26 protein-coding genes and 2 pseudogenes are annotated in these 26541 nt (G+C 70.4%); 12 read left to right on the top strand and 16 right to left on the bottom strand.

Annotated elements, in window-relative coordinates; genetic code table 11:
- Positions 1-7 precede the first annotated feature (7 nt).
- Positions 8-2758, top strand: a complete 2751-nt coding sequence (locus tag AB5L52_RS42500; protein WP_369368444.1) for an alkaline phosphatase family protein — start codon at positions 8-10, stop codon at positions 2756-2758.
- A 216-nt stretch (positions 2759-2974) separates the two neighbouring features.
- A complete protein-coding gene (locus tag AB5L52_RS42505; protein ID WP_351027120.1) occupies positions 2975-3418 on the top strand; it encodes a universal stress protein in 444 nt (147 codons plus the stop codon).
- A 30-nt stretch (positions 3419-3448) separates the two neighbouring features.
- On the opposite strand, the gene AB5L52_RS42510 is transcribed toward AB5L52_RS42505, so the two are convergent.
- The 3 genes from AB5L52_RS42510 to AB5L52_RS42520 all read right to left on the bottom strand — a co-directional run bounded on the left by AB5L52_RS42510 (position 3449) and on the right by AB5L52_RS42520 (position 5505).
- Positions 3449-4150, bottom strand: coding sequence for a response regulator transcription factor (locus tag AB5L52_RS42510; protein ID WP_351576951.1), 702 nt, complete (start codon positions 4148-4150; stop codon positions 3449-3451).
- An 80-nt stretch (positions 4151-4230) separates the two neighbouring features.
- Positions 4231-4923: a CBS domain-containing protein gene (locus tag AB5L52_RS42515; protein ID WP_369368445.1), complete on the bottom strand. Its 693-nt coding sequence runs from the start codon at positions 4921-4923 to the stop codon at positions 4231-4233.
- A gap of 180 nt (positions 4924-5103) precedes the next feature.
- Entirely contained in the window at positions 5104-5505 is a 402-nt protein-coding gene (locus tag AB5L52_RS42520) for an STAS domain-containing protein (RefSeq protein ID WP_369368446.1), read from the bottom strand.
- A gap of 326 nt (positions 5506-5831) precedes the next feature.
- Between AB5L52_RS42520 and AB5L52_RS42525 the strand changes: the two genes are divergently transcribed.
- From AB5L52_RS42525 to AB5L52_RS42540, 4 genes are all read left to right on the top strand, one after another.
- On the top strand, positions 5832-6902 hold the full coding sequence (locus AB5L52_RS42525; RefSeq protein ID WP_369368447.1) for a zinc-dependent alcohol dehydrogenase family protein: 1071 nt from the start codon (positions 5832-5834) through the stop codon (positions 6900-6902).
- 87 nt (positions 6903-6989) lie between these two features.
- Positions 6990-7667, top strand: a complete 678-nt coding sequence (locus AB5L52_RS42530; RefSeq protein WP_369369063.1) for a helix-turn-helix domain-containing protein — start codon at positions 6990-6992, stop codon at positions 7665-7667.
- 501 nt (positions 7668-8168) lie between these two features.
- Positions 8169-9890, top strand: coding sequence for a GAF domain-containing protein (locus tag AB5L52_RS42535; RefSeq protein WP_369369064.1), 1722 nt, complete (start codon positions 8169-8171; stop codon positions 9888-9890).
- A gap of 143 nt (positions 9891-10033) precedes the next feature.
- Positions 10034-10735, top strand: a complete 702-nt coding sequence (locus AB5L52_RS42540; protein WP_369368448.1) for a CBS domain-containing protein — start codon at positions 10034-10036, stop codon at positions 10733-10735.
- Between the two features lie 64 nt (positions 10736-10799).
- On the opposite strand, the gene AB5L52_RS42545 is transcribed toward AB5L52_RS42540, so the two are convergent.
- From AB5L52_RS42545 to AB5L52_RS42565, 5 genes and pseudogenes are all read right to left on the bottom strand, one after another.
- On the bottom strand, positions 10800-11441 hold the full coding sequence (locus AB5L52_RS42545; RefSeq protein ID WP_369368449.1) for a CBS domain-containing protein: 642 nt from the start codon (positions 11439-11441) through the stop codon (positions 10800-10802).
- A 39-nt stretch (positions 11442-11480) separates the two neighbouring features.
- Entirely contained in the window at positions 11481-11939 is a 459-nt protein-coding gene (locus AB5L52_RS42550) for a cyclic nucleotide-binding domain-containing protein (protein WP_351576937.1), read from the bottom strand.
- Between the two features lie 231 nt (positions 11940-12170).
- A complete protein-coding gene (locus tag AB5L52_RS42555; protein WP_369368450.1) occupies positions 12171-13433 on the bottom strand; it encodes an MFS transporter in 1263 nt (420 codons plus the stop codon).
- On the bottom strand, positions 13430-14335 hold the full coding sequence (locus AB5L52_RS42560; protein ID WP_369368451.1) for a rhodanese-like domain-containing protein: 906 nt from the start codon (positions 14333-14335) through the stop codon (positions 13430-13432). Before AB5L52_RS42560 ends, AB5L52_RS42555 begins: the two co-directional genes overlap by 4 nt.
- Positions 14336-14454: 119 nt before the next feature.
- A pseudogene (locus AB5L52_RS42565) lies at positions 14455-14544 on the bottom strand (SAM-dependent methyltransferase); the annotation flags it as partial.
- Positions 14545-14805: 261 nt separating this feature from the next.
- Between AB5L52_RS42565 and AB5L52_RS42570 the strand changes: the two are divergent.
- Positions 14806-16386 (top strand): alpha/beta hydrolase, encoded by a 1581-nt coding sequence (locus AB5L52_RS42570; RefSeq protein ID WP_369368452.1) that lies wholly within the window; start codon positions 14806-14808, stop codon positions 16384-16386.
- Positions 16387-16676: 290 nt separating this feature from the next.
- Here the strand turns inward: AB5L52_RS42570 and AB5L52_RS42575 are convergent, their stop codons facing one another.
- Positions 16677-17711 carry a sphingomyelin phosphodiesterase gene (locus tag AB5L52_RS42575; protein ID WP_351027144.1) on the bottom strand — a complete coding sequence of 345 codons (1035 nt, stop codon included), beginning with the start codon at positions 17709-17711 and terminating at the stop codon, positions 16677-16679.
- A 254-nt stretch (positions 17712-17965) separates the two neighbouring features.
- Here AB5L52_RS42575 and AB5L52_RS42580 point away from each other — a divergent pair, with 254 nt between their 5' ends.
- Together AB5L52_RS42580 and AB5L52_RS42585 are read left to right on the top strand one after the other, a co-directional pair.
- Entirely contained in the window at positions 17966-18661 is a 696-nt protein-coding gene (locus AB5L52_RS42580; protein WP_369368453.1) for a class I SAM-dependent methyltransferase, read from the top strand.
- 36 nt (positions 18662-18697) lie between these two features.
- The gene (locus AB5L52_RS42585) at positions 18698-19816 is read left to right on the top strand and encodes a CapA family protein (protein ID WP_369368454.1); all 1119 of its coding nucleotides are present in this window, start codon (positions 18698-18700) and stop codon (positions 19814-19816) included.
- Between the two features lie 52 nt (positions 19817-19868).
- On the opposite strand, the gene AB5L52_RS42590 is transcribed toward AB5L52_RS42585, so the two are convergent.
- Positions 19869-20546 (bottom strand): dienelactone hydrolase family protein, encoded by a 678-nt coding sequence (locus AB5L52_RS42590; RefSeq protein WP_369369065.1) that lies wholly within the window; start codon positions 20544-20546, stop codon positions 19869-19871.
- A 236-nt stretch (positions 20547-20782) separates the two neighbouring features.
- Between AB5L52_RS42590 and AB5L52_RS42595 the strand changes: the two genes are divergently transcribed.
- On the top strand, positions 20783-21205 hold the full coding sequence (locus tag AB5L52_RS42595; protein WP_351027151.1) for a CBS domain-containing protein: 423 nt from the start codon (positions 20783-20785) through the stop codon (positions 21203-21205).
- Between the two features lie 104 nt (positions 21206-21309).
- Here the strand turns inward: AB5L52_RS42595 and AB5L52_RS42600 are convergent, their stop codons facing one another.
- Both AB5L52_RS42600 and AB5L52_RS42605 read right to left on the bottom strand, forming a co-directional pair.
- Entirely contained in the window at positions 21310-21771 is a 462-nt protein-coding gene (locus AB5L52_RS42600) for a hypothetical protein (protein WP_369368455.1), read from the bottom strand.
- A gap of 106 nt (positions 21772-21877) precedes the next feature.
- Positions 21878-22356: pseudogene (locus AB5L52_RS42605) on the bottom strand (hypothetical protein); the annotation flags it as partial.
- Positions 22357-22682: 326 nt separating this feature from the next.
- Here AB5L52_RS42605 and AB5L52_RS42610 point away from each other — a divergent pair.
- Entirely contained in the window at positions 22683-23828 is a 1146-nt protein-coding gene (locus tag AB5L52_RS42610; protein ID WP_369368456.1) for an alginate lyase family protein, read from the top strand.
- 179 nt (positions 23829-24007) lie between these two features.
- On the opposite strand, the gene pyrF is transcribed toward AB5L52_RS42610, so the two are convergent.
- On the bottom strand, positions 24008-24703 hold the full coding sequence (gene pyrF / locus AB5L52_RS42615) for an orotidine-5'-phosphate decarboxylase (protein WP_369368457.1): 696 nt from the start codon (positions 24701-24703) through the stop codon (positions 24008-24010).
- Positions 24704-24894: 191 nt separating this feature from the next.
- Positions 24895-25110: a hypothetical protein gene (locus AB5L52_RS42620; protein WP_351027160.1), complete on the bottom strand. Its 216-nt coding sequence runs from the start codon at positions 25108-25110 to the stop codon at positions 24895-24897.
- Between the two features lie 48 nt (positions 25111-25158).
- Between AB5L52_RS42620 and AB5L52_RS42625 the strand changes: the two genes are divergently transcribed.
- Positions 25159-25521 (top strand): hypothetical protein, encoded by a 363-nt coding sequence (locus AB5L52_RS42625; protein ID WP_351576910.1) that lies wholly within the window; start codon positions 25159-25161, stop codon positions 25519-25521.
- Here AB5L52_RS42625 and AB5L52_RS42630 read toward each other — a convergent pair.
- Entirely contained in the window at positions 25499-26056 is a 558-nt protein-coding gene (locus AB5L52_RS42630; protein ID WP_369368458.1) for an alpha/beta hydrolase, read from the bottom strand. The genes AB5L52_RS42625 and AB5L52_RS42630 overlap by 23 nt on opposite strands.
- 32 nt (positions 26057-26088) lie before the next feature.
- On the bottom strand, positions 26089-26481 hold the full coding sequence (locus AB5L52_RS42635) for a VOC family protein (RefSeq protein WP_351576904.1): 393 nt from the start codon (positions 26479-26481) through the stop codon (positions 26089-26091).
- Positions 26482-26541: the final 60 nt, after the last annotated feature.

Genomic DNA, 26541 nt, shown 5'->3' on the forward strand with positions numbered 1-26541 from the left:
CTCCTCCATGCAGGTAACTCGCCGCCGCCGGCAAGTCGAGAAGGAGTACTACGTCTTGCTCGGCAGACGAGTCGGCCGCCGGGCGACCCTGGTCACGGCGTGCATCACCACGGTCGCCCTGGCGACCGGCACCGCCGTCGCGTCCACCCGCCAGTTCGGCACCGATCAGGTCGGCCAGGTCACCGCCAGGGGCCAGGTCGTCGCCGGCGACCAGTACATCTCCCCGTACGGCAACCGCGCCGTCATCAACGACGGCAAGATCATGTCCTCCACGGTCAGCCCGGACGGCAGTCACCTCGCGGCCGCGGTCGCCGACGGCGATGCGGCCCTGGTCGTCGTGGACCTCGAGACCGGGCAGGTCAAGCAGCGCATCGGCACCAACGCCGCGGACGACCTGCGCATCAGCAGCGCGTCCGTCGGCCAGGAAGGCCCGACGTACTCGCCCGACGGCAAGCAGCTCTGGCTCGGCCAGACCGACGGCTACACCAAGTTCACCGTGAACGCGGACGGCACGCTCGCCAACCCGACGGCCGTCAGGATTCCCGCTGACGGCAGCATGCACGCCCTGGTGGCCGCGGCGGTGTTCTCGGCCGACGGCTCCACCGTGTACTCCGCGGTCAACGGCCAGAACAAGGTGGTCGCCATCGACGCGGCGACCGGGACCGTCAAGCAGAGCTGGTCCGTCGGCAACGCCCCGCGCGGCATGGTCCAGGTCGGCGACAAGCTCTACGTCAGCAACGAGGGCGGGCGCCCGGCGAAGCCCGGCGACACCACGATCAACTCCTACGGCACCCAGGTGCCGGCCAACCCGAAGACCGGCGCCACCACCACCGGCACGGTCAGCGTCATCGACCTGAAGGACCCGTCCGCCGCCGTAGGCACCATCGACGTCGGTCTGCACCCGACCGCCGTGTACGCCAAGCACGGAGCGGTGTTCGTCACCAACACCGCGGACAACAACGTATCCGTCATCAACACCGCCAAGGACAAGGTCGTCCAGACCATCTCCACCCAGCCGTGGCCGGAGGCGTCCGTCGGCTACGAGCCCGACGCGGTGACGCTCACCGACGACGGCCACCTCCTGGTGACGCTCGGCCGCGCCAACGCCGTTGCCGTCTACCGCTACACCTCCCCCCAGGAACCGGTCAGCTACGTCGGCCTGCTCCCGACGGACTACTTCCCCGCGGAGATCACCACCGTGGGCAAGAAGGTCGTCGTCTCCAACACCCGTGGTATCGACGCCCGTCGCCCCGACAGCGCCGGCCACGGCACCCATGACACGACGTCCAGCCTGACCCAGTTCACGCTGCCCAGCGACCGGGTCATCAGGGCCGAGACCGCCAAGGTCTTCCGGCAGAACGGCTGGACCCCCGGCTCGGTCAGACTGGCCCAGGGCACGAGCCACGCGCAGCCGGTGCCGGTCCCGCGGCGGATCGGCGACCCCTCGACGATCAAGCACGTCTTCCTCATCGTCAAGGAGAACCGGACCTACGACCAGGTGTACGGCGACATCGCGAAGGGCAACGGCGACCCGTCGCTGACGCAGTTCGGCGAGAACGTGACGCCGAACCAGCACGCCCTGGCGGAGCAGTTCGGGCTGTACGACAACACCTACGACATCGGCACGAACTCCGCCGAGGGCCACAACTGGCTGATGCAGGCCGACAACCCCGAGTACACCGAGTCCTCCGCCGGCGAGTACGCGCGCAGCTACGACACCGAGGACGACGCTCTCGGCCACCAGAAGTCGGGCTTCCTGTGGAGCGGTGCGCAGGCGGCCGGCAACAGCGTGCGAGACTTCGGCGAGTTCCAGCAGTTCCTGACCAAGCCGGCCGACGCGAGCTGGCAGAACCTGTACTGCGACGCCAAGAACATGGCCGCGACCGGGCAGGGCACCGCCTACCCGCTGAACTCGTCCTCGCCGATCCCGTCGCTCAACAGCGTGTCGGTGCCCGGCTTCCCGAAGTTCGACACCAGCGTCCCGGACATCTACCGGGAGCAGATCTGGAACCAGGACTTCGAGAAGAACGGTCCGGCGAACCTGAACATGTTCTGGCTCTCCAGCGACCACACCGGTGGTCCGGCGAGCCCGGCCGCCCAGGTCGCCGACAACGACCTCGCGACCGGCCGGATCGTCGACAAGATCTCCCACAGCAAGTACTGGAAGGACTCGGCGATCTTCGTCGTCGAGGACGACTCCCAGGCCGGCCTCGACCACATCGACGGCCACCGTGCCCCGATCCAGATCATCAGCCCCTGGGCCCAGCACGGCACCGTCGACGACCACTACTACTCGCAGATCACAATGATCCGGACCATCGAGCAGATCCTCGGGATCCACCCGATGAACCAGAAGGACAGCGCGGCCACGCCGATGACCGGGGCGTTCAGCCGGAAGCCGGACTACACGCCGTTCACCGCGCTGCCCAACCGGACCTCGCTGACCGACGGCCTGAAGACCCCGCCCTCCTGCGGCGTGGACAACCCGGCCGCACAGGACTCCAAGGCGGCGGTCGTCCCGTCGGCGAAGGTGCCAGCGGACAAGCAGTCGCTCGCGGCCCAGTGGAACGCCTGGAAGGCGCAGCAGCGGCTGACCGGTACCAACGCCGTGCCCGACTACGCCAACCCCGCGCAGATGAACCACCTCACCTGGTACGAGAGGCACAACTGGACCACCCCGTACCCCGGTGAGAAGAAGATCTACGCCCCGAACGACGTACCGGGCGCGTACATCCCGTCCGCGGAGAACGACGGCTGACACGGCCAGCCCGAATCGAGGACCCTTGGCAGGCTTCACCGCCGGCCAGGGGTCCTCGCCGTCGTAGCAGGCACGGAAGTCGTCCGACCGAGATGCACATGACCACCGGCACCCGGATCGGCCTCGTTGGCCTGGCGGGATGGGGAGACCGCGTGCAGCGTGGAAACGGAGGGGGCCGGTCGACGGGGCGGGTGAGCCGTAGGAGAGGTGGGACACATGGAACGGGATGCCTCCGAGCGCCGGGTGGTCGTCGGAGTCGACGGGTCGCCGTCCTCGTACGAGGCGCTGCGCTGGGCCGTGCGGTACGCGAGCCTCGTCGGCGCCACCGTGGAGGCGGTCGCCGTGTGGGAGCTGCCGGGCCTGTACGGCTGGTCCGCGCCGGCCGTCGACATGGACGTCGACGAGGAAGAGGCCCGGCAGCGGATGCGGAAGGAGCTGACCGACGTGCTCGGCGCGGACGCGGCCGGCTCGGTCCGCAGCCATGTGGTGCACGGCAACCCCGCCGACGTGCTGCTGCGGGCCGCCGAAGGAGCCGACGTCGTGGTCGTCGGCAGCCGGGGCAGGGGCGGGTTCGCGGCCGCCCTGCTGGGCTCGGTCAGCCAGCACGTGTCGCAGCACGCGAGCTGCCCGGTCGTGATCGTACGGGCCCAGAAGCAGTGACCTGATCCCCTGAGTCCGCTGTTCGGCTCTTCAGTGGTCCGTGTGGCCCGCGGAGCCCTGCGGTTCCAGGTGGGTCGCGAGGACCGCCGCCTGGACACGGCGCTGGACGCCGAGTTTGGACAGCATCCGGGAGATGTGGTTCTTGACGGTCTTCTCCGACAGGTACAGCTTCCTGCCGATCTCACGGTTGGTGAGACCGTCCCCGATCAGCGCGAGGATGTCCCGTTCGCGCGGCGACAGGCTCGCCAGTTCGGTCGGCGGCGCGGGAGTCTGCGCCGGGTCGGTGCGCAGGGAGCGCATCAGGCGGGCGGTGGTCGCCGGGTCGAGCATCGACTGGCCCGAGGCGACGGTGCGGACCGCGGAGATGAGATCGGAGCCCTTGATCTGCTTCAGCACATAACCGGAGGCGCCGGCCATGATGGCGTCCAGCAGGGCGTCCTCGTCGTCGAACGACGTCAGCATCAGACACGCGAGCTCCGGCATCCGGCTGCGCAGCTCACGGCAGACCGAGATGCCGTCCCCGTCCGGCAGCCGTACGTCCAGCACGGCCACGTGGGGCCGCAGCGCGGGGCCGCGGACGAGGGCGTGCTCGGCGGTGTCCGCGTCGCCGACGACCGAGATGTCCGGTTCGGCGTCGAGCAGGTCCGTGAGACCGCGTCGTACGACCTCGTGATCGTCCAGCAGGAACACGCGGATCGGGTGCTGCTCCGTGAAGGTGCGTGTCTCGGTCATGACGACCTCTCGTTCCCCGGGGACGGACAGACTGCGGGCTGCCCACGCCGCTGATCATCCATCCGCCCGCGCCGTACGGACTAGGGCCGACCGGCCCCACTCACTCCATGATCGTCGCGTGCGAGGTCGAACTGCACGTCCACCACGCCCTCCACCGCCCGAACCAGACGCGCGGCCACCGGGACCAGGGCGGTGTCGCGGATCCGCCCGGTGAGTGTCACGACTCCGTCGTGCACCTCCACCTGGATCGCCGAGGCCGGCGGCGGGAACAGGTACGACACGATCGCGCACCGCACCTCCTCGGCGATGTCGCCGTCCGCGCGCAGGAAGACCTTGAGCAGATCGGCGCGGCTGACGATGCCCTGGAGCAGCCCCGCCCCGTCCACCACCGGCAGCCTCTTGGCGCCCTCCCGCGCCATGGTGTGCGCGGCCTCGGCAAGGGTGGTGTCGGCCCGGACGGTGATGGCGGGGGACGACATGAGGTCCCCGGCGGTGCGCGCGTCGGCCTTCGCCACGCCGACCGGTCGGTGCGGCCGGAGACACCCCGTGTCCGGGGCGTCCCGGAATGCCTCCTCGTCCCGGAATTCCTCCTTGGGCAGCAGGTCGCCCTCGGAGACCACGCCGACGACCCGACCCCCGTCCTCGAGCACGGGCAGGGCGCTGACCTGCCAGTCCTGCAGCAGCCGCACGATCTCCTTGAAGGGCGCGTGCCGCCCGACGGCAGCCACCGTGTGGGTCATGACATCGCTGACGCGGTACGAGTCGCCGTACATCGTGAACTCCGTGAGGTCCGTGGCGGCCAGTCCGTCTTCAGCATGTTCCGCGCCCGGAGGGCGGACCAGGGGCCACCAGGCCCCCGGGCGGGCCGTTCGGCTCCCCGTCGGCCGGACACGTGACGTCCTCACGCCGCCGCGGTGGACTGCTCCGCCGACGCGGCAGTCGCGTCGTGGCCCTCACTGCGCGGCAGCCTCTTGGGGCCCTGGCAGAGGGTGGGGGAGCCTGGCGTGCAGCTCGAAGACGTCGCTCAGTCCCGTCACCCGCAGGATCCGCCGGAAGACCGTGCTCTCCGTGACCAGCCTCAGCCGGCCCCGCCGGGCCAGCGTCCGGTTGCGGGTGCGGCACAGGACCCCGAGGCCGGCGCAGTCGATGAACGTGACCGTACGCAGGTCCAGCACCAGGTCGGGGCGGGGGCCCGCGGTGAGGGCGTCGAGCCGCTCCGACAGGGTCGGTGCGGTCAGCGTATCGATCTCGCCGTGCAGGGACACGACGGTTGTTCCGCCGGCCACATGGTGGGCCACGACCACGTCCTGTCGGGTGTGGTCCGCCGCCACGCGGTCCGGGTCGCTCTCGGGCATGGCACGAGGGAACCGGGGATGCCGGAGCGAGCGGAAGGGCCGTTCGGCCCTGGGTGCCGGTCCATTCGGGGCACCGCCCGGCCCCGCGACGGTCACGGACGTCGACGGGCGCACCTGGCGCCGCGACCGCCGCCTGCGTCGACGGGCCCCGCCCGGCCGCAGGTATGGCCAGCCGCAGGTAAGGGCCGGACGGCCCAAGCGGGACCGCCGGTCCAGCGCCGAAGCTGGATGTACGGGGCGATCCCGGCCTCGTCCCGGAACCACCGGACCCGCGGCGGACCGACGAAGAGGTACCGAAGAGGTACGAAGAGGAACAGGGTGCTGCCATGAAGGCCTTCGTCTTCCACGGTCCGGGACAGGCGTCCTGGCAGGACGTCCCGGACCCCGCCATCAAGGAACCCACCGACGCCATCGTGAAGGTCGGCGCCGTCACCATCTGCGGGACGGACCTGCACATCCTCAAGGGCGACCTACCGGAGGTCCGGCCCGGAACGGTGCTCGGCCATGAGGCGGTCGGCGAGGTCGTCGAGATCGGCGGCGACGTGCGCGGCGTACGGCCCGGCGACCGGGTGCTGATCTCCTGCATCACCTCCTGCGGCCGGTGCCGGTTCTGCCGGGACGGCGCCTACGGGCAGTGCCGGGGCGGCGGAGGCTGGATCCTCGGCCACCTGATCGACGGCACCCAGGCCGAGTACGTCCGCGTGCCCTGCACCGACCTGTCCGTCCACCCACTGTCCGCCACCCTCCGCAGCGAGGACGCCGTCCTGCTCGCGGACATCTTCCCGACCTCCTACGAGGTGGGCGTGCTCAACGGGCACGTACGCCCCGGAGACACCGTGGTCATCGTCGGTGCCGGACCCATCGGGCTCGCGGCCATCGCGACAGCCCGCCTGTTCGCTCCGGAACGGATCATCGCGATCGACCTGGCACCGGCCCGGCTGGAGGCCGCCCGGCGGCTCGGCGCCGACGCCGTGGCCGACGTCCACGAGGCACCCGCCCAGCTGGTCGACGACCTGACCGACGGGCTCGGCGCGGACGTGGTCATGGAGGCGGTCGGCGTACCGGAGAGCTTCGAGCTGTGCACGCGCATGGTTCGCCCCTGCGGGCATGTGGCCAACATCGGCGTGCACGGCAGGCCCGCCACGCTGCACCTCGAAGACCTGTGGATGAAGAACGTGACGATCACGACCGGCCTGGTGGACACCTCGTCCACGCCGACCCTGCTGCGGATGGCCGCGGCCGGCCGGCTGCCAACCGGGCAACTGGTCACCCACACCTTCCCGCTGGAGCAGATGGCGGAGGCCTACGACGTCTTCGCCAAGGCCGCCGAGACCGGCGCCCTCAAGGTGGTGCTCGGCGGGGAGCAGCACGCGGAAGTCGCCGTTCCCGCGGCCTGATCGAGAAGGAGCGCGCAGGCCATGACCGAGCAGACGAAAGTGAACGTGGTGAACGGGGTGCCGTTGGGCGAAGGGAGCGGGCCGGCCATGACCGAGCAGGCGGCGAGAGTGCACGTGGCGACCGAGGTTCCGGTGGGCGACCTGAGCCGGCGGCTGGCCGCCCGGCGGGCACGGCTCGGCCTGACCCGGGGCGAGGTGGCCGACCGTGCCGACATGTCCGTCAGCTACCTCGGTTATCTGGAGGAGCATCCCGGTGTCACCCCGGGCACCGGCCCCCTGCACCGGCTGGCCGACGCGCTGGAGACCACGGTGACCGAGCTGACCGGCGGCGCCGTCGATCTGCCGCCCGGTTTCGGACGTGCCGTACGCGAACCCCGCATGACCGAGATGGCATCCGGCGAGTGCCGGGCGCTGCTGGGTTCGCACGGAGTGGGCCGGCTCGCGGTACTCACCGTCACCGGGCCGGTGATCGTGCCCGTCAACTACAGCGTCATCGACGGTTCGGTCGTCTTCCGGACCAGCCGCGGCGCGACCCCGTCCCTCGCGGCCGGTCAGGAAGTGGCCTTGGAGGTCGACCGTATCGACGACGCCTTCAGCCAGGGCTGGAGCGTTCTGGTGCGCGGACACGCGCGGGCGGTGACGGACCTGCACGACATGCGGTGGTTCGCCGAGCTGGCGTACAGCACCCCATGGGCAGGCGGGAAGCGTGACATGTGGGTGAGCATCGAGCCCTACACGGTGACCGGGCGCCGGATCACGGCCTGAGCGCGGCTGTACTCCCTTCAGCCGTCGGTCAGTTGCCCTCCGGTGCCGGGTCCGCGTCCCCCTCGGTGAGCAGTACACCCGTGACCAGTCCGGGACGGATCCGCACGGCGTGGTCCGTCCTCTGCTGTGGTACTCCGGGCCAACAGCCCACGCAGGCACGCCAGTTCAGAGGGTCCGGTGACCAGACGGGCGTAGCCGGTGACCATCACCCGCCGGCCGAGACGGGTGTCGGGGTCGATGGCGTCGCGCGGACGGAGTGACACCGCGAACGATGCCGTGCCGCGCCTGACTCCACTGTCGCCGAGGGCCCCGTCTCGCTCCAGTGCCGCTCGGTCCCCGGCCACGGGCCGGTCGCCCCCGGTCCGCTCTCGGTCTTCCTGTCCGGGCCGGTCGGACCGGCTGGGGCGGGGTTCCGGCTCGGCGTACCGGCGCCGGCCCGGAGCCGATACCGTGGAGAGATCCGCCGGTGCGTGGTCCCTGTGCCGACGGGATCTGGAGGACATGGTGGCAGGCCCCGAGGAGCCTCGTGTACGACTGCCGCAGCTGAAACTCGACGAGCTGCTGGAGGAGCTGCAGGCCCGGATCGACGCGGCCCGCAGCACCCAGGATCGCGTGCACAGTCTGCTGGAGGCCGTCCTCTCGGTCGGTCGGGAGCTGGACCTGGAGCAGGTCCTGCACTCCATCGTGGAGGCGGCCGCGATCCTCGTGGACGCCAAGTACGCCGCCCTCGGCGTCATCGGACCGGACGGCAGACGGCTGTCCGCCTTCCACACGGTGGGCGTCACCGAGGAACAGATCTCCGAGATCGGCCCCTTTCCGGAAGGCCACGGCATCCTCGGCGAGCTGATCCGGCACCCGCATCCGCTCCGGCTCGCGAGGATCTCCGGGCACCCGGCCTCGTACGGCTTCCCGCCGGGCCATCCGCCGATGAACAGCTTCCTCGGCGTCCCGATCCGGGTCCGCGACCAGGTGTTCGGCAATCTGTACCTGACGGAGAAGAGGGGCGGCGCCGAGTTCGACGAGGAGGACGAGTCGGTGCTGTCCACGCTGGCCGTCGCGGCCGGCGTGGCCATCGACAACGCGCGCCTGTACGAGATCACCAGGCTGCGCGAGCGCTGGCTGCGCGCGAACGCGGAGATCAGCCACAGCCTGATGTCCGGCAGCGACCGCGCCGGGTCGCTGGGCCTGATCGCCGAACGCGCCCGGGAGATCTCCGGCTCGGCCCTGGCCGCCGTCGGCCTGCCCATGGAGGGCACCAAGTCGGTCACCGTGGAGATCGCCGTCGGAGTCGACGCGGAGGCACATCGCGGTCTGGTCCTGCCCCTGCACGAAAGCCTGATGGGGCTGGCGTACGCCGCCGCCGCCCCTGTCACCAGCGACGACGTCGTCCACGATCTGCGGATCACCTCTGAGCCGCCGCGCTTCGCCGGGCTCGGCCCCGCCGTGGCCGTCCCGATCGGCACGGGGGAGAGGGGGATCCGCGGCGTGGTCCTTGTCGCCCGCGAAGCCGGCCGGCCGGTCTTCCTCCAGCAGGAGACCGAGCTGCTGCTGGGATTCGCCGCCCAGGCCGCCATCGCCATGGAACTGGCCGAACGCAGACAGGACGCCCAGCAGATCGCGCTGCTGGAGGACCGCGACCGCATCGCGCGGGACCTGCACGACCTCGCCATCCAGCGGCTGTTCGCGACCGGGATGACCCTGCAGAGCGCGGGCCGGTTCATCGATCATCCCGAGGCCGCCGAGCGGGTGTTGCGGGCCGTGGACGACCTCGACGAGACCATCAAGATCATCAGGTCGACGATCTTCGGGCTGCGGACCAGGCTGGGAAGCACCGGCAGCGGACTGCGGGCGAGGGTCGTCCGCACGGTCGGCGAGGCCGCCCCCGTGCTGGGCTTCGCCCCGAGCGTGCGCATGGAAGGCCTGGTCGACACCGATGTGCCGCCCGAGATCGCCGACGACGTCGTGGCCGTGCTGACCGAGGCCCTCACCAACATCGCCCGCCACGCCCACGCCGACCGGGCCCAGGTGGTCCTGATGACCGACGGCCACGAGGTGCGCCTGAAGGTCTCGGACAACGGCGTCGGCATCCCCTCCGGCGGCCGGCGCAGCGGACTGCTCAACATGGCCGAGCGGGCCGAAAGGTTCGGCGGGCGGCTCGAGGTGACCCGTCCCGAGGGCGGCGGCGCCGCACTGGACTGGTGGGTGCCACTGTCCGCCGAATGAGCCTGCGCGCCGGAGTCCGTGTGCCGGCTGGGCCGGGCCGACGGGACATGCGATCGGGCCCACTCGGCCCATGGCACAGGCCGGTCCGCCGTCGCAGCCTGAAGCTGTCCGAAAAGGCGGCACCCGAGCCTCTGGAGGGCGCCATGAACGGCACTCCGGCCCTCGTGAACGACGTGATGACCCACCGGGTCGTCGCCCTGCGCGAAGGGGCGTCCTTCAAGGACATCGTGCAGGTCATGCGCGAATGGCGGGTCAGCGCCCTGCCGGTGCTGGACGGCGCCGGACGCGTCGTCGGTGTCGTCTCCGAGGCCGATCTGCTGCTCAAGGAGGCGTACGGCGACGCGGACATCGGCCGGTACGGGCGGGTGCGCCACCCCACCGAGGTCCGCAAGGCGGACGCCGTGACCGCGGCCGAGCTGATGACGGCTCCGGCGGTGACCGTGGCGCCCGACGCCACGCTCGCCCACGCCGCGCGCCTCATGGCCCGCACCCGGGTCAAGCGGCTGCCGGTCGTCGGCCGCGACGGCCTTCTCCGGGGCATGGTCAGCCGCTCCGACCTGCTGAAAGTGTTCCTGCGGAACGACGAGGACATCGCCGGGGAGGTCCGGCGCGAGGCCGTCGTCCGTCTCTTCGGCCCGTACGCCGCCACCGTCCGCGTCGAGGTGCACGACGGCGTCGTCACACTGGCCGGCCGGGTCCGCGAAACCGCACTGATCCCGCTCGCGGCGCGACTCGCGCGGGCCGTGCCCGGCGTGGTGGACGTGCACTGCGCACTGGCCGGACCACCTCGCCGTCCGAACCTCGACCCCGACCTTCCCGAGCCCCACCGAGCCCACACGGCGTGACCGACGACGGCGTCGACACGCCGAAGTAGGTCTTCCCGATCCCACCGTTGCCCGTTGCTGGAGTTCACCCGGTGAGCATGCAGTCCACGCCCACGACCCCCTTCACACCGCGTGCCAGGCGTGCGGCGAGGGGAATCCGGGCGGGGTCCCGCACCTTTCCGGTCAGGGTGACGATGCCGTCGGTGACCACGACGTGGACGGGCTCGGCCGGGGCGGGGAAGAGCGGGTCGAGGACGTCGCGCCGGATCTCGTCGGCGAGGTCTTCGTCCGAGCGCAGGAACACCTTCAGCAGATCGCCACGGCTGACCACGCCTTCAAGTACCCCTTCGGCGTTCACGACAGGAAGCCGCTTGACGTGCCGCAGCGCCATGATGCGCGCGGCCTCGGCCAGTGTGGCGTCGGCGTGCACGGTGACGGCCGGCGCGCTCATCAGCTCCTCGGCGCACACGGCCCCGGCCTTGGCCAGGTCGGACAGCCGGCGCCGCTGCGTGCACCGGTCCGGGTCGCTGTCCCGGAACTCCTCCTTGGGCAGCAGATCCGCCTCGGACACCACGCCGACCACCCGACCGTCGCCCTCCAGCACCGGAAGGGCACTGACCTGCCACTGCGCCATGCGCTCGACGACGTCCTTGAAGAGAGCCCTGCGGCCCACGGCGACGACAGCGCGCGTCATCACGTCACTCACCCGGTGCGGGCTGCGGTCCATGGGGTTCTCCTCACCAGGGTTCTCCTCACCGGGCCGGGGTCAGAGCAGACCACCGCTGCCATAAGGGGCGTAGAGATCGAGCAGCCGGACCCGGGAGGCGTGCAGCCGCTGGGCGACCACGCGTCCGACCCAGACGGCGATCGCCCGGCCGAACTCGGAGTCCTCGGCGCACTGCGCCCGCACGGCGTCGGCGTCGAACTGCCAGGCCCGGACCGGGCTCATGGCCTCGCCGCCCAGGTGCCAGAGGCAGGGCTCGAAGTGCCAGGACCAGCCGATCAGTTCGCCGGGACCGAGGGTCTCGATGACGGCGGACCGGCGGCCGGGCACATGCAGGTCCAGCGCGACGCTGCCGGTGCGCACGATCCAGAAGCGGTCGGCGCGCCGGCCCTCCTCGAACAGCCGGGCCCCGGCCTCGAAGGAGACCTCGCGGGCGAGCCGCATCAACCGTTCGCGGTGCACGGGCTCCAGAGCCGTGTTCATGGTGGTGGCGGAGGTCATCGCACCGGCTCCCTTCCGGGCTGCTGCTCCCAGCTCTTGGCTGCTGCTCCCAGCGTGGGCGCGCCTGGCCCAGGGCACCACGGGCCACATGGGCCCGGCCGGAAGGCCCTTCGGCCCAGGGCACGCCATCCATGACATTCACACATGCCGGGCGCGCGTAACTCTCGTTGGACGGCGACGCCCTTCTTCCGGTGCCGTGGGCCGCGCGGAGCCCTGTGCGGTCGGCGGCGGTCAGCGGGCGGTGTCGTGTTCGCTGATCCAGCGGGCGGCGAGGAGGCCGGAGCCGGCGGTGAGGACGGCGGCGGCGATGACCGTGGCGTTCAGGCCGAGGGCGTCCGCGAGGATGCCCGCGACGAGGGCGCCGGCGGCGTAGCCGATGTCGCGCCAGAAGCGGTAGGTGCCCAGCGAGCCGGCCCGCCAGGCCGGGTGGGCGTGGTCGGAGACCGAGGCGATCAGAGCCGGATAGACCATGGCGGTGCCGAGTCCGAGCGCGATCGCGGAGAGGACGCCCGCGAGGAGCGGGGTGTCCAACAGGGCGAGGGCCAGCAGGAACCCGGCGGCCTGCACGAGCATGCCGGTGACGATGAGCGGCTTGCGGCCGATACGGTCCGAGAGATGACCGGTGGGGATTTGGCCGAGGCCCCAGAGGATGGGATAGAGGCCCTTGATGAGGCCTACGGCGGCGAGGCCGAGCCCGTGGTCGGTGAAGAGCAGCGGGAAGACGCCCCAGGTGAGGCCGTCGTTGAGGTTGTTGACCAGGCCGGCCTGGCTGGCACCGCGCAGCGACCGGTGCCGCCAGGAGGTCCGGGCGAAGGTGGCGGCCAGTACGGTGCTCTCGCTCGACGGCAGGGGCTTGGTGTGCTGCGCGAGTTCGAGGGCCACATGCGCGGCGGTGTCGCGCACGATCAGGGCGAGGCCGAGCCCGGCGACGACGAAGATCACCCCGATCAGCTCCGGGACGGGCCGCAGGCCGTAGGCGGTGGCGAGAAAGCCGGTGACCAGGGCGGTGGCCCCGACGGCGGTGTAACCGGCCGCTTCGTTGAGGCCGGTGGCCAGTCCGCGCCGGGCCGGACCGACGAGGTCGATCTTCATGTTGACGGTCATCGACCAGGTCAGGCCCTGGTTGAGGCAGAGCAGCACATTCGCGGCGACGATCCAGCCCCAGGACGGCGCCCACGCGAGGGCGAACGGCACGGGGATGCCGATCAGCCAGCCGGCCACGAGGAGCTGCTTGCGGCGGAAGCGGGCCGTGAGCGCTCCGGCGGCGAGGTTCGTCAGGGCCTTGGTGAGGCCGAAGGCGATGATGAAGGAGAAGACGGCCAGGTCATTGGTGAGGCGGAAGGTGTGGGCACCGATGAGTGGGACGGTGGTGCGTTCCAGTCCGACCAGGCCGCCGACACAGACGTTGACGACGACGAGCAGCGTGAACTGCAGCCAGTTCTCCCGGAGTCCCAGCCGGACAGGCCTGGCCGCGGACTCGGTGGTCGTGCTCATCGGGCGCCGCCCTCGGTGAGGTGTCGGCCATGAGCGGCGGCGTAATCCGCGGGCCCGCCGTTCAGCACGGTGAGGCTGATGTGGCCCGCGCCTTCCAGGACGCTGGCGGCGGTCATGGCGCGCTCCCCGTGCCCGCAGGCCACGACGGCGCCGTGCGGGACCTCGGCGGCGTGGGCGGCGAGGGCACCGAGTTCGAGGTGGAGGGCGCCGGGCACGTGCCCGGCGACGTACTCGGCCTCCTGCCGGACATCGACGTACGGGGCCGCCGGCGCCTGGTCGGGTGTGACGAACGCGGTGGCACAGGCGGGGAAGCCCGCCTGCTGCCAGGCGGCCATGCCGCCCGGCAGACGGCCGGCCAGGCGCTCGTAGCCGATCTTGTACGCCTGCCAGACGATCTCCGACACATCCTGGTCCTCGTCGGTGACGAAGGCGATGGGGGCCTCGCCGGGCAGGAGCCAGCCCAGCCAGGTGGCGAACTGGTCGCGCAGGGGTATCGAGAGCGACCCCGGTATGTGCCCGGCGGCGTAGCGCGCCGCGGGACGGACGTCGACCACGTGACCGCCGTCGGCGAGCAGCGCGCGCACCTGCCCGGCCGTCAGGGCAGGCAGCGACGGTACGGCGGTCAGGACGGCGGGGCCGCGCCGGTTGAGCTCGGCGAGTCGGTCGAAGTAGGCGGGGTAGCTGCCGAGGCTCGCGCTCAGCCGGGACACGAAGGCTTCCTCGTCGGGCGCGGCGAGCAGCGGGTTCGCCTGCTTCTCGGCGCCGATGCTGGTGGTGCGCTCGGTGCCGGGCGGGGCGGAGCAGAACGAGCCCGCTCCGTGGGTGGGCCATACGGCCGTCTCGTCCGGCAGCCGGGTCAGCCGCCGCAGAGAGCGGTACTGCGCGCGGGAACCGGCGTACACTGCACGCCGGAACGAGGCCGGGGCTCGCCGTCCAGGGGCTCTGACGCGCGCTCGGACGGCCCTCCTCGAACTGCGGACGTATCAGGCTCGGTTACGGCTTGCGGGCGAGGCCGCCGTGTGCCGAGGGAACCGTCGTTGTCGGAGAGGTAACTGACCGACGGCAGGGCGTCCATCAGGCGGGTCGCGATGGAACGGGCCTGAGTGTGGTCACGTGCTCTCGGTCGTGGTGGGGAGCGATCACTCCGTGCCCAACTTACCTGCCAGAGCGCGCCTTTCGGCTGCCGGTTCGGATTCCGTGCGGCTCCAGCGGCGGACCTGCCGGTGAACAACCCTTGTGGGTTCTCCTCCGTACGTCTCTTTCCCCGTACGCCTGGAGTCGGAGAGAGATCGCCCGGCAGACGGATCCGCACACCGCCGCGGACGCGAAAGGGTCGTACCGTCCTGGAACTTGACCGAAAGGAACGGCCATCGTGCGGATAGGACGCGTGGCGCCTTTGTTCACCGTGGGGATCACGGCAACACTGGTCGCCACCCTCACTCCGGCGCAGGCATCCGCGGCGGAACCCCTGAACAGATTCGCGAACCAGAAGCCGGCGTGGCAGCGATGCGACGCGTCGCAGCCCGCCGCCTTACAGTGCGCGACGATCGATGTCCCGCTCGACTACAGCCACCCCGGTGGCAAGACGATCAAGCTGGCCATCTCGCGTGTGAAGACCAGCGTCCCGGGCAAGCGGCACGGCGTGATTCTCTTCAACCCCGGCGGTCCGGGCGGCGAGGGCCTGGACATGCCGGCGATGATGAAGGACGCGATGCCCAAGAAGGTCCTCGAGCAGTACGACCTCATCGGCTTCGACCCGCGCGGTGTGGGCCGCAGCAGCCCCGTCACCTGCGGTCTCACGGGCACCGAGCAGACCGTGGAACACGCCTACCGGTCGGCCACGTTCCAGCGTGACGTCACCTGGGCCCGCACCGTAGCCGAGAAGTGCCGTGCCAAGAACGGCGACAAGCTGCCGTACATCACCACCCGCAACACCGCCCGCGACATGGACGTCATCCGCGCCGTGCTCGGCGAGAAGAAGCTGTCCTACCTGGGCTTCTCCTACGGCACGTACCTGGGCGCCGTCTACGCGCAGCTGTTCCCCCAGCGGATCGACCGCTGGGTGCTGGACAGCTCGATCGACCCCGCACGGGTCTGGCGCGGCATGATCCAGGTCTGGGCGGAGGGCACCGAGCCGGCGTTCACCCGCTGGACGAAGTGGACCGCGCAGCACGACCGCACCTACCACCTGGGCGACACCCCGGCCAAGGTGAAGAAGACGTTCTGGAACCTGATCGCCCGGGCCGACCGCTCTCCCATCGACGACGGTGGCCAGAAACTCACCGGCGACGACATCCGCGCCATGCTGCGCGCCGAGTTCTTCCGCCCGAAGTCCGCGGCCGAGTCGGTCATGAACCTCAAGAAGGCCGCCGACGGCCGTGCCACCTCCGGCCGTTCGCTCGTACCGGCCGATCGGCAGGGAACGCCCCGGTCCGCGGCCTTCGCCGGACAGGCGCCGGCCGACAACGAGTCGGCCGCCTTCTGGACGGTCGTCTGCGGGGACACCGCGGCCTGGCCGCGCGATCCCGAGCAGTACCGCCGTGACGCGATCCGGGACAAGGCCAAGTACCCCGTCTACGGCGACTTCGGCTCCAACATCACGCCCTGCGCGTTCTGGAACAAGCCGGCCGAACCCGTTACCGCCGTGAACAACAACGTGGGTGTGCTCACCGTCCAGAACCAGTGGGACTCCCAGACACCCCTGGTCAGCGGCCTGGGCATGCACCGCGCCCTGAAGGGCTCACGCATGGTGTACGTCCAGGGCGGCGAAGGCCACGGCGTCTACTCCGCCGACCAGCGCGCCTGCGCCAACATCGCCGTGAACGCCTACCTGAGCACCGGACAGCTCCCGGCGAAGGATGTCACCTGCAAGGTGTCCGGTCGGCAGAGCCCCGGCGTGAACCAGGGCATCGTCCCGGCCCCGCAGCACACACCGCAAGCGCCGCGTTTCTGACCCGGCCTCCCAGGTCTCCGACCTCTCCCATCGGGAGGTGCTGAGCCCCCTGCTCGACGGGCGGGGGGCCAGTGGAGTCGTCGTACAGCAGGGCGTGGTGCTCGCCTCCTGGCGAGACCCGGCGCGGACGGAGACGGCCTTCAGCGCCACCAAGAGCGTGCGGGCTGAAGCGGGCCGGGCGGTACTTTCGGCGGGCGCCTTGGCGGGCCCGCCACGCGACCGACCGTGGCCGCGGAACCCCCAGGTGAGACCTGGGGGTTCCGCATGCGTCACCGTCCGTACGGCCAGGCTCAGTTGAGCTGGAACGTCGCCTCGACAGGGTAGTGGTCGCTGGGAGCGTTGGTGTCGATCTGGCCGGTGGTCCAGCCGGACTGGGGGTCGAAGTCCACCTTGACGGCGGACATCGCGGCCGGCGTCGGGCGGCCCGGCGCGTTCAGATAGCCGATGTAGTCGAGGTCGTCCCGGTAGTCCTTGGGGAAGGACTCGACGCCGGACATGTACTGGCACCAGGCGGAGACCGGGCAGTCCATGGTGCGCAGGCTCTGGTCGGGGTCGGTGGCCGGGGTACCGAGCACACCGTTCACCGCGCTCTGGGCGTTGGCGTAGTCGCCGCGCGACTGGCCGCCGTAGTACTCCACGTTCATGTCTCCGCCGATCAGCACCGGCGCACTCGACCCGGCGATGCCGTCGGCCCAGGAGCGGATCTCCTTGAGCTGGGCGAGCCGGGTGGACTGGGTCGTGTCGGTGGAGGTGCCGGACTCGTCGGCCTGCAGATGGGTGCCGACCACCCAGCTCTTCGCCCCGTCCTTGTCGATCTGCACCAGCGCGGCGCCCTTGTTGGCGTGGTAGTCCCAGGTGCCGTAGGTCGAGTTGCTGAAGACGTGGGCGTACTGCGCGGTGATCGGGTACTTGGACAGGATCATCGTGCCGCCGTTGATGACGAACAGCGAGTTGGAGCAGTCACCGCTGATGCCCGTCCAGCCGCCACCGGAGCAGGTCTGGCCGACGACCGGGGTGTGGTACGGGTAGAGGTCGGCGAGCTTGCTGATGATGTCGGGGGTCGAGGTGTTGTTGAAGTTCTCGTCCAGCACCACCACGTCCGCACTGTGCTTGCGGATGATCGACTCGATGACCGGGGTGCGCTGGGCGGCCTTCTCGTGCTGGGTACTGTCGACGATCGCGGTGCCGAGATCGACGTTCCATGCGAACACCGAGAGGTCGGTGCTGGTCCCCGCGCTCGCGGTGGGGGCCGCGAAGCCGCTGAGGCCGAGCAGCGCGGCTGCCGCTGTGGACGTGAGGGCGGTAGCTGTACGACGCGAGACCATGCGCTCTCCTGGTGGCAGTGGGGTAGTCCCGACCCCTGAACGGTCGGGTCGCGTACATGACAGCGTGACTCTAGGTGTTTGCCGGTACGGCTGAGGGAACTTCGATCGATCTGTCCGTGGAGAAAAGGTGTATGGACAAGTTCGCCTCGTCGCCGAAGGATCCCACCGGCCAGCACTACCGGCCGTCCCCACCGTGCGCACATCGCACCGGAACCGCGTGATGAGACGGGCAAGGTGCCTGCGAGGATGCGCCCATGACAGCCGAGACGGCGTATCACGGTGACATGGGCAGGCAGTTCGCGCTGCAGGCCACGGACAGCGTCTACAACGCCCACACCGACCGGCCGGCCATGCTCAGGCTCGCCGGTGACGTGAGCGGCCTACACGTTCTGGACGTCGGCTGCGGAGCCGGCCACTACGCCGCCGAACTGCTGCGGCTCGGTGCCGTGCGGGTCGTCGGCGTAGAGGGAAGCGAAACCCTGCTGCAGGCCGCGCGGGAGCGGCTCGGAGACCGAGTCGTGCTGCGTCGGCACGATCTGGAGGAGCCGCTGGACTTCCTGGAGGACCAGTCGTTCGACCTCGCCGTGATGGCCCTCGTCTACCACCACATCGACGCGCGCGGTCAGCTGCTGGCGGAGATCCGGCGGGTGCTGCGGCCGGGCGGCAAGCTCCTCGTCTCCACCACCCACCCCACCGGAGACTGGGCCTACTTCGGCGGGTCCTACTTCGCCGAGGAACGCGTCCGGCTGCCCTTCGGTGACGGGTTCGCGCTCAGCTATGTACGGATGACGCTGGAGACGTTCCTCGGCGAACTGCTCGGCGCGGGATTCGCGCTGGAGGAGCTGACGGAACCACGCGCCGAGCCGGAGTCCCGCCCGCTCGATCCCCGCCGCTACGACAAGACCCAGCGGCAGCCGCACTTCCTGGCCGTCAGGCTCCGCCGCCTCTGACACAGCCGTTCCGGCAAGCGAGCTTAGGGTGGAGGTATGGGCGGCGGTGTGGTGAGGCTGTTCCTGTGCGGTGATGTCATGCTCGGGCGCGGCGTCGACCAGATCCTCCCGCACCCCGGAAATCCGGAGCTGCGCGAGGGGTACGTCACGGACGCCCGCTCGTACGTGGAACTGGCCGAGGCGGTCAGCGGCCCGATTCCCGCTCCGGTCGACCCCGGCTGGCCGTGGGGCGAGGCGCTGCGGCTGCTGGAGCGCGCCGCCCCGGACGCCCGGATCGTGAATCTGGAAACCTCGGTCACTCGCAGTGACGTGTTCGCGCCCGGCAAGGGGGTCCACTACCGGATGCACCCGGCCAACCTGCCCGCCCTGACGGCGGCCCGCCCCGATGTGTGCGTCCTGGCCAACAATCATGTGCTGGACTTCGGCCTGCCGGGCCTGGAGGAAACGCTCGACTCGCTCGCGGATGCGGGACTGCGGACCGCGGGCGCGGGACGGAACGCCGACGAGGCCCACGCGCCCGTGGACATCCCGGTCGGCCCCGGCCGTCGCATCCTGGTCTTCGCCCTCGGAGCGCTGTCCAGCGGCATCCCGCCCGACTGGGCCGCGAGCCCCGACCGGCCCGGCGTCGCCTACGTCCATGAGCTGTCGTCGGCGGCCGCCGAGGCCCTCCTCCAGCGAGTACGGCGGGTGAAGCGACCGGGGGACATCGTCGTCGTGTCGGTGCACTGGGGCTCCAACTGGGGCTATCTCGTCCCCCGCGACCAGAAGCACTTCGCACGCGCCCTGATCGACGGCGGCGTCGACATCGTCCACGGACACTCCTCGCACCATCCCCGCCCCGTCGAGCTGTACCGCGGGCGGCTGATCCTCTACGGCTGCGGCGACTTCATCGACGACTACGAGGGCATCTCGGGCTACGAGGAGTACCGCGACGACCTCCGGCTCGGCTACCTCGTCTCGGTGGCGCCCGACTCCGGGTGCCCGACCGGCATGCGGATGTTCCCCCTGCAGGCGCGCCGGATGCGGCTGGAGAGCGCGGCGGACCAGGACCGCGCATGGCTGCGCGCGACCCTCGGCCGGATCAGCAAGGGCGTACGCATCGAGGAGGCGGCCGACGGCATGCTCGGCCTCGTACCCCCGGCCGCCGTTCCCTGACCGGAGACCCCGTCGGCGTCCGGCGTCCGAGCACTCACTTCTCGGCTGCTGCTCAGCCTCTCGGCTGCCCCTCGTCACCCGACGCCGCGCCCAGACACTCCGTGCACCACTCCCGCACCGCGTCGGCGACCTGCTCCAGTGCGCCGGGTTCCTCGAAGAGGTGGGTGGCTCCCGGGATCACCCGCAGGGTGTTCGGGGCCTGGAGCTGCCGCGCGGCCTCCTCGTTGAGCCGCAGCACCTGGGCGTCGTTGCCGCCGACGACCAGCAGCACGGGTGCGCGTACGCCGGGCAGCGCGTCCCCCGCCAGATCGGGCCGTCCGCCCCGGGACACGACGGTCAGGACATGGTCGGGGTGCTCGGCGGCGGCCCGGAGGGCAGCGGCGGCGCCGGTACTGGCACCGAAGAGGATGATCGGCAGCCCACGAGTGCCGGGCCGCGCGCCCAGCCACTCCATGGCCGCCACCAGACGACGCCCCAGCAACGCGACATCGAAGCGGTGCTCGGCGGTGACGACGTCCCGGCGTTCCTCCTCCGCGGTGAGCAGGTCGATCAGCAAGGTGCCCAGCGCGGCCTCCCGCAGGGCCGCGGCGACCGCCTGGTTGCGCGGACTGTGCCGGGAGCTGCCGCTGCCGTGCGCGAACAGCACCACGGCGCGCGCGGACTCCGGCACCACGAGATCACCTGGGAGTGCGGCGCCGTCGGCCGGCACCACAACCGTCTCGGACTTCATGGCCATCAACTTTCCCGAAAGACTCCGAAGACCTCGGTTGTCTCCTCGTACTCACTGCGTACCCCACACCTGGCCCGTGTGCTCGCCGAGCCCACGATTGAATGCCCAACAAGACATGCGCGACGCGCCGCGCGCACGATGGCTACAGGCCGTGCGAGGGGCACTGGATGTGTGTGCACGGCACCGGCATTCCCGAGGGAACCGGATTCTCCATGCTCAAGATGGAGGGACGAGCGATGACGACTGCGAAGGACATCATGCACGAGGGTGCCCAGTGGATACCCCGGCACGAGACGCTGGACCGTGCGGCACAGATGATGCGGGACCACGAGCTGGGCGCACTCCCGGTCAGCGACCCCGACAACAAGGACCGGATGTGCGGCATCATCACCGACCGCGACATCGTCGTGAAGTGTGTCGCCTATGGCCACGACCCCGCGCAGATGACATGTGGTGACCTGTGCGAGGGCACCCCGCGCTGGATCGACGCCGCCGCCGACATCTCCGACGCCCTGCAGGAGATGGGGAGCCACCAGATCAAGCGGCTCCCGGTGGTCGAGAACAAGCGAATGATCGGGATGATCAGCGAGACGGACATCGCCCGGCACCTCACCGACGACCAGCTCGCGGAGTTCGTACATCGCGTCTACGCAACGTGAACCCGCGCGAGACGACCCATCGGCAGGGCGCTGCCGACCATCGGCGCGGCGGTGCCGTCCGGAAGGCCGCCGATTCAGCCGATTCAGGAGCCGTCCGCTGACCTTCAGGAGCCGTCCGCTGACCCGGTCGCCGTCTTCGAGTAGGCGTCGTGCCAGGCGGCCTTCGCTCCGGAGTCACCGATCCGGTAGACGTCCACGACCGCTCCCACCGCGACGGCCAGGGAGAACACGCCGACGACGATCCGTACGGGCAGGGCGGACCAGCGCATGCCGCTGCCGCCCTGTCCGGACTCCGCCGGTGCGCGCCGCCCCGCCCACCACACGACGCCCGCCAGTACGAACAGGCCCAGTGCCCACGGCAGCAGGCCGTCGCCCAGCTCGGTGTGCCGGCGTACCAGGGCGTCGTCCGCCACGTGCCGTTCCAGCCATTCACCCGCGTGCGTGGTCAGGGGCACACTGGTCAGGGCGATGAACGCCACCAGGGGCAGCAGCACGCCCAGCCGCTGGGCGGCGCGTGGCCACAGCGCGGCCGCCACCAGGGCCAGCGCGGTGAGCGGTATCAGCACGACGACCACATGGACCAGCAGGACATGGGCGGGCAGAGACCGTTGACGAGAGTCATCCAGGCGCTCCTGAGGGGGACGGGGCGCGTCAGCCTGGCACAGCCACCTCTCAATTCCCTCTCAGCCGGCCGAGGTGCGCGCTGACGCCCCGCTCGATGCCCGGGTCGCCGGAGGATCGGTTGCGGTGCGGATCGCCGGTGGGCAGCCAGGCGTCCGGGCCGTGGACGCCAAGGTGTCCGGCCGGGTCGTCGCACAGGGCGACGACGACGCCGAGGACCGGGGGACGCGCCTCGTCGGCACGCCGGACCACGGACCAGGTCCAGTAGATCTCCGGCGCCACGATCGGCCGGCGGACCAGATCGGGCGGGAGAGAACTGGTCTGGCCCTTGGGGGAGTTGATGACCGGGCGATCGCTGCGACGCACGTGGTCGAAGAACGCGGGCCCGGTGATGCCACCGTCGGAGACATGGACCGCGCGGGCCCCGTGTCCCGGGCCGGCTGTCCGGCGTAGGCGTTCCAGGACGAACACGAGGTGGTGTCGCCGTCGATCAGGACGGCGGTGTCACGGGCGGGCACATCGCCGGTGTCGTCGTAGCGGAGTCGGCGCAGCTCCACGGCTTCACTACGGCCTGTAGGAGGATCTGCCCATCAGCAGCGAGCGGGGGTCCGCTACCGGCACCCTCGCACGGCGGTGGCGTCGGTTCCGGCATCGTGAACGTTGCGCGTTCCCTGGGCACTTGACGATCCGTTGGTCCGTACCTATGGTCATCGGTCAGCGTGCTGTTCAAGGAGCCGCTTATCGTTCACATATGAGGGCGTGACCTATGCAGGACATGCAGGATGCGCAGGACAGACCCACACCACGTCACCGCAAGTCCCCACGATCCGCTCTCGCGCTCGCCGCCGCTGCCGCCATGCTGACAACCGGAGTCCTCACCTGGCCCGGCACTCAGCGGGCGCAGGCCGCTCCCACCGTGTTCGTCCACCCGGGCGTCACCGTCTCGCGTGCTCAACTCGACTTCGCGCGTGCCGAGGTGCTCGCCGGTGCCCAGCCCTGGAAGGGCGCGTACGACCAGATGATGGCGAGCCCGTACGCAAGCCTCAGCCGCACCCCCAAGCCCCGCGCAGTCGTCGAGTGCGGTCCCTATTCCGACCCCAACTACGGCTGCACGGACGAGCGCGAGGACGCCATCGCGGCCTACACCGACGCGCTCGCCTGGTACATCACCCGGGACGACCGGTACGCGAAAAAGGCCATCGAGCTGATGGACGCCTGGTCCGCCATGCTCACGAACCACACCAACAGCAACGCGCCCCTGCAGACCGCCTGGGCCGGAGCCTCCTGGGCCAAGGCCGCCGAACTCATCAAGTACACGTACACCGGCACCTGGTCGAACGCCGGCCGCTTCGCCACCCTGCTCCGGAATGTCTACCTGGCCAAGGTCGTCAACGGCTCGAACTCCAACGGGAACTGGGAACTGACGATGATGGAGGCAGCCGTCGGCATCTCCGTCTTCCTTGAGGACAAGGCCTCCTACGACTCGGCCATGGCACGCTTCCGCACCCGCACCGCCGCCTATGTGTACCTCTCCTCCGACGGCGATGTGCCGAAGACCGTGCCGAGCCAGAACCTGAACACCCGGGACAAGATCATCGCGTACTGGCAGGGCCAGTCCACCTTTGTGACCGGACTGACCCAGGAGACCTGCCGCGACTTCGTACACACCGGATACGGCATCTCCGCCGTGTCGCATGTGGCAGAGACCAGCCGGATCCAGGGGCAGGATCTCTACGGCAGCGACGTCGGCGAGCGGCTGCGGCAGGCGCTCGGCTTCCAGTCCAAGTACGAGCTGGGCGCGGCGGTCCCGAGCTGGCTGTGCGGCGGATCCGTCAAGCGAGGACTCGGCCCGATCACCGAGGTCGGCTACAACGCCCTGCACAACCGCCTGGGCATCGCCATGGCCAACACCCGGACCCTGACCGAGCGGAACCGCCCGGCCGGCACCAACAACCTCTTCGTGGCGTGGGAGACCCTCACCGACGGCGACAACCCCAACTGACGCTCGTAGGTGGACAACGGCAGGGTGGGCTGCTCCTGGACGACGGTCTGCCCAACCCTCGGATCGGAGAACATGGGCGAGACGTCTTCCTCCGCCCACCCGCACCCACGACGCCGGGTATCGGAACGGCCAGCACCGACGGCGACGTGCAGCCTTGGACGGCTCCCTGCGCGCGTCGCTTACGGAGCGATGTTGGTGCGGACGTGGCGGAACGCGGCTGCCGGGTCGGTGGCCCGTGTGACCGTTCGTCCCACGATGACGTGTGACGCGCCGGCGGCGACGGCGGCACGTGGTGTGCCGGGACGGGCATGCTCGGCCGGCGAGTCGCCGGGCAGGGTGACTCCGGGAGTGACGATCAGAGCCCCACTGCCCAGGGCGCCCCGCAAGGCCGCGACGTCCTGCGGCGAGGCGATGACACCGTGACAGCCGGCCTTGCGGGCCAGGCGGGCCAGTCTGACCACCTGTTCTTCGGCCGGGGAGGCGACGCCGATGTCGGCGAGATCCGCGTCGGTCATGCTGGTGACCACGGTCAGGGCAAGGACCCGCAACTCGGGGAAGGCGCGCGCGGCATCGACAGCGGCGGCCATGATGGCCGTACCGCCCATGCTGTGCACCGTCACCATCGAGACACCCAGAGCCCCCGCAGCGCGCACGGCACCGGCGACCGAGTTCGGGATCTCGAAGAGCTTGAGGTCGAGGAAGACCTCCTTGCCTTGAGCGACCAGGTGCGTGATGAGGTCAGGGCCGGCCACGGTGAGAAGTTCCAGACCGACCTTGTAGAAACGGCACTCGTCGCCCAGCCGAGCGACGATGTCCTCAGCGGTGCGACGGCTGTCGCAGTCCAGCGCGACGATGATCTGCTGGTTCGGGTCCACGACGCCATTGTGCCCGCCGCTACGCACCGGCCAGATGCGCCATCCACCCGCCGAAGGCGAGTCTTCGGCCCCGCGACTCCGGTTCCGTAGCGGGCTGACAACTCTATGTGACCGTGTGGTGTCAGGCGCTCATGACTCGACCGAAGGCCGGGGAGCAGCCCCCTGGGGGGCTCGGGGGAGCCCCCGGGTTTCTAGCCGGTCCCCTTGTCCAGGACGCGGCGGGCCGCCTCGGCCTCTGCCGCGGGTGGAGACAACTCGTCGAGGGTGTCGAGCTCGTCATCCGTTTCCAGTTCTCGTTCCCAGGCCGCCGCGAGCCGCTTCTGCTCCTTGGGCGGCTTGGTGCGGACGGCCTCCCGGTGATCCGGGTCCAGGGCCGCCATGAATCGTCCCAGCGAGTCCGTGGCCATACCGTGCTCCTTGCCCCAGGGCGGGTGCGCGCCACGTCCTGGCCCACCATGACCGAACGGGCCCGCGCCGACCGATGGACACCACCTGAAAACATCCTGATGGCCCTGCCGCCCACCGCGCAATCGGGACGGCGCCTGCCCGGAGGCGCAGGCTCAACCGACCGCCTGGCCCGGACGATCGTCCGTCCTCCACATCCGGCGCAAGGCATCGGGGAGGAGGACTCCGCAATGGTTGCGGCTGTGGCCGCCGTCGCCCAGGACGAGGCGGAAGTCGTAGCCGGCTTCCGCGAGCGCGGCCGCGACGCGGAGGTTGTGGGCGAGCCAGTTCGCCTCGGGCTGGTTCCAGCGCAGGTCACGGTGGCCCGCTTGCAGGAAGACACGGAGCGGTTTACGGGGGAACGGCGGGGATGAGGTCGGGGTAGCGATTGCCGCCCGACAACTGCGCGGAGCTGGACAGGTTTCCCAGGACGCGGCGATCGGGGTCCTCGGCGATCGAGTACCGCTTCGTGACCTCGGGGATGATCTCGCTCAGCAGGAAACTGACGTACCGATGGTCGAATGCGTCGTACTCGGCACCGCGGTGGTGCCGATGCACGGGGCCGGGCAGGACGCCCGGGTCGACGAACACGCCGATGGTGACCCGGATGTGGCCACGGTGGACCAGGTTGTCCAGGACGATCGCGCCCCGGATCTCTCCCACAGGGTCCAGGTACCACCACCCGTCCTGGAACACCATCAGCGACGCCGGCCTGGACGGGCCGTACCGCGCGGGCACATGGACCCAGAACTTCCGGGACGTTCCCGGGTAGATGACGCTGTCGTTCCACTCGAACTCGATCGTCTCGCCGACGGGCACGCCGGGCTCTACGGTCGAGTCGGGGCCGTGGACGTAGCGAACGTCCGACTGGTCAATCGGAAGCGGCTGATGGGGCACTTCGATCGTCACGTGGGCGAGGCTGGAAGAGATCTCGAACTGTCTCAATGGGTTTCAGAACTCGTGCTCCCGTCCAAGTAGAGACAGAAGGGATGGCCGGCCGGGTCGAGCATCACTCGGACGTTGTCCTGCGGCTGGTGGTCGCTCTCCCGCGCGCCGAGTTCGAGCGCGTGCGCGACGGCCGCCCGCAGATCCTCGACTTCGAAGTCGAGGTGCATCGTGATCCGCTGACAGCCCTCCTGAGCGGGCCAGACCGGAGCGACATACCCGTCCGCGCGCTGGAAGGCGATATATGTCACGCCCTCCGGCGGCGCGATGGCCGCTTCGTCGGAGTCTTCCTTGGCGATCTCCCAACCCAGCAGCTCCGAGTAGAAGCGCGCCAGCGCCCGCGGATCGGGTGCCTCGAGCACGAGGCCCCACCAGTCGTGTCTCGACATCCGAGGAGTACCGGGCTCGTGGTGGGGTCGTCCGCGCACGTCGGAAAGCATCGCGCCGTT

Origin of the sequence: Streptomyces sp. CG4, from assembly GCF_041080655.1 — a bacterium.
In the GTDB taxonomy this organism is placed as follows: Bacteria; Actinomycetota; Actinomycetes; order Streptomycetales; family Streptomycetaceae; genus Streptomyces.